This is a genomic window from Vibrio genomosp. F10 str. 9ZD137 (assembly GCF_049974785.1).
Classification (GTDB): Bacteria; Pseudomonadota; Gammaproteobacteria; order Enterobacterales; family Vibrionaceae; genus Vibrio.
Genome location: NZ_JBNGCJ010000104.1, coordinates 1 through 3257 on the forward strand (window position 1 = coordinate 1; position 3257 = coordinate 3257).

Here is a 3257-nt window from a genome sequence, read left to right on the forward strand (position 1 = left end):
AACAGATTGAGCGTAAAGCGGCAGCCGAACAACGAGAGTTGCAACAATTTGAATTGACGCAAATTAATAAGATGAGAAATCAGTCTATGCAGTTGTATCAAGATGCGTGGCAACCCTATATCACTACACACATTAAGGCAGCATAACCGCTCGTTGGGCTTCTTTTACTCACTTTAACTCGGCGGGAGCCCGTCCAGAAGAACAAACTAACAGGCCAGGTGCAATTCGCATTTGGCCTTTTTATTTCCACGCAGAAGAGTTAGGCAAGTGTTTAGACCGATGTTTCTATAACGGGTATCCGTGCAGTCTCTCATTGCATTTCATTAGTACATGCAAGACAATAGCTCACCAAAATTATCTATTGAGTAAGTACATGACTCCCGCTATTTATCTGGTTAAAGGCCGAGACAAATCTTTACGTCGCAAACATCCTTGGGTTTTTTCACGGGGTATTCACCGTGTAGAAGGTGAACCGCAATCGGGAGAAACCGTTGATGTATACGCCAATAACGGTCAATGGCTGGCAAAAGCGGCGTATTCTCCTACCTCTCAGATCCGCGCGCGTGTTTGGAGTTTCGAGAAACGCGATATCGATAAAGCCTTCTTTGTCAAAAAAATCCGCCAAGCACAGCTATTGCGTGACGATATCATCGAACGTGATGGACTCACTGGCTACCGATTGATCGCTGCTGAGTCTGATTCTCTGCCTGGTATCACCATCGATAGATTTCAAAATTACTTGGTGTGTCAGCTCCTTAGTGCTGGCGCTGAATATAACAAGAGTACATTAGTTGATGCCCTCGTTGAGTGCTTTCCTGATTGCAATATCTATGAACGCTCTGATGTGGCGGTTCGTAAGAAAGAAGGCTTGCCTGAAACCGTCGGCGTGTTGCATGGTGATACACCACCTGAATCCGTCATTATTGAAGAGAATGGCGTTAAAATCAGTGTTGATATCATCAATGGTCATAAAACGGGGTTTTATCTCGATCAGCGAGATAGTCGTCAGCAATCGATGAAGTATGTTAAAGACAAAGACGTACTGAACTGCTTTTCATACACTGGCGGATTTGGCCTGTACGCGCTCAAAGGTGGAGCGAAGCGGGTAATCAACGCTGACGTGTCTCAGCCTGCTCTTGATACTGCCAAGTACAATGCAGAAATTAATGAATTCGATATTTCTAAAAAGCGCGCCGTATTTTTAAATGCCGATGTATTTAAGCTACTGCGTGAGTATCGCGATCAAGGAACGCAATTTGATGTGGTTGTTATGGACCCACCAAAGTTTGTTTCTAGTAAAAACAATCTAACATCTGGTGCTAACGGCTACAAAGATATCAACATGCTTGCGATGCAGATCCTCAAACCTGGTGGAACCTTGCTGACTTATTCTTGCTCTGGCTTAATGAGTGCAGACCTGTTCCAAAAAGTGATTGCCGATGCTGCGCTTGATGCAGGCCGAAGCGTAAAGTTTGTGGAGCGTTTTGAGCAAGCAGCCGATCACTTAATTGATACGGCCTACCCTGAAGGTTTTTACTTGAAAGGTTTTGCTTGTAAGGTGCTTTAACCTATCAATATCTGAATAAAAAAAGCCCGAATTTCCTAATAGAAATTCGGGCTTTTTCATTATTTAGAAAAACCAGTTAAAGGGCCTATCAGCCCTTTTTCTTAAGTCTTTAAATATCATGGTTTAGCATTAGACTTTTCAAGAACTCAACCGATGCATCTCCGCCATCTAGAGGAATGTTTTCACGTCCAAATTCATTTACTCCATCTTGTAACACAATAACTTGCTTATCACCACCATGTTCAACAGTTAAGGTAACGTCGCCTTCATCGACATCAACAACAATATCGCCCAGTAATTTGTCCATTGCATCGCCAGATTCTTCACCTACTAGCTCTGAAAAATCGAGTCGGTCTTCATTTTTAGTAAAGTCAGTAATGACGTCTTCGTGAGTTGAGAACGACTCTCCTCCCCACTTAAACACATCCATATCATTTCCACCGGTTAGGAAGTCACTACCTTCCCCACCTTCTAGAACATCGTTACCGCCACCACCATTTAATGCATCAGTGCCAGAACCACCATATAAGAAATCATCTCCAAGACCACCATCAAGGATATCCATCCCTGCTTCACCGTAAATAGTGTCGTTACCGGCGCCACCAAATGCGATATCAAGATTATCCGTCTTGCCAGAATTTGCACTACCCGAGTCCACATAGTCCTCAAGTGTTTTCCGTGCATTATCATCAGAGTTTTTATTTGATTTAAGGGCCTCACTATCGCCAAGGTAAATGGTGTCATTACCATTGCCCAACTCAACGTAGTCACCACCTTTACCTACATCAACGAATAGCCCCGTATCTGCAACGTCTTTGAAGGTTGTTTTTTCAGTAGCCCCTGATTCGTGTTGATGTTGCTGCCACTCAATATCCTTATCGTTACCACCTTTGACTTTAATCGTATCAGTGATGTTACCCTCTGATATTAGAGAAACTTGATTGTCAACTGAGTCGTCTAAATCGACCTCTTCCGAGTCTCGCCCTACATTTTCACGGCCATTAGAGTCTTCTATAGCAACAGCTGACGCTGATACATTAAAGTTTAGCGAGCCAATATAGTCGGCAGGTACTTTCAACGATGCATTTTCGATAGAGGCAGCATAGTTATCATCTAAAGTCACAGAGAGAGTAAATGTTTTTATGCCGTTAGATAGCGTAAAGTCCGTGATTTCTGTACCACCAATAATTAGTGCAACACCTTCTGGAATACCTGTAAGTTTGATTGAGTTGTCTTTAAGAGATTCACTCCCGTCTTTGTCTGAGAGTTCAACCAATAGTTCATCGATAGGTATTGAATACCCATCTGGTTCAACCGCTTTCAAAGTTCCTGTTAAAGGATCAATTGAGAATATACCATCTTCAAACTGGACATATTCAATCGAATGAAGAGCTTTAGTCACAACTTCATCGCCAGAACCTAGGTCTTCCAGTCGTTTAAAGTCAAACCATATATCGTTAGTCTCATGATACCCTGGACCTTTATCGATATCGTAATCGGTAGATTTTCCTGGTAATACAGCTACGTCATCACCTTGGTTGCCATACAATCCGTCATTACCTAAACCAGAGACTAAAACATCATCTCCAAAACCTGCGTATAAGCTATCGCCCTGATCAGCATCGCTTCCAACTAGGATATCGTTATCACTATCATCTGAGAACTGACTAGAGTGGATGGTATCACCACC

The 3257-nt window shown here is 42.7% G+C and carries 2 protein-coding genes and 1 pseudogene; 2 read left to right on the forward strand and 1 reads right to left on the reverse strand.

Going from position 1 to position 3257, the window contains the following annotated elements; translation table 11 throughout:
* Together ACP45E_RS01315 and ACP45E_RS01320 are read left to right on the forward strand one after the other, a co-directional pair.
* Nucleotides 1-146, forward strand: a pseudogene (locus ACP45E_RS01315) (phosphoribosylglycinamide formyltransferase); the annotation flags it as partial.
* A gap of 227 nt (nt 147-373) precedes the next feature.
* The gene (locus tag ACP45E_RS01320) at nt 374-1567 is read left to right on the forward strand and encodes a class I SAM-dependent methyltransferase (protein ID WP_017038135.1); all 1194 of its coding nucleotides are present in this window, start codon (nt 374-376) and stop codon (nt 1565-1567) included.
* A 109-nt stretch (nt 1568-1676) separates the two neighbouring features.
* Here ACP45E_RS01320 and ACP45E_RS01325 read toward each other — a convergent pair.
* On the reverse strand, nt 1677-3257 hold a 1581-nt coding region (locus tag ACP45E_RS01325), incomplete at its 5' end, for a calcium-binding protein (protein WP_017038136.1).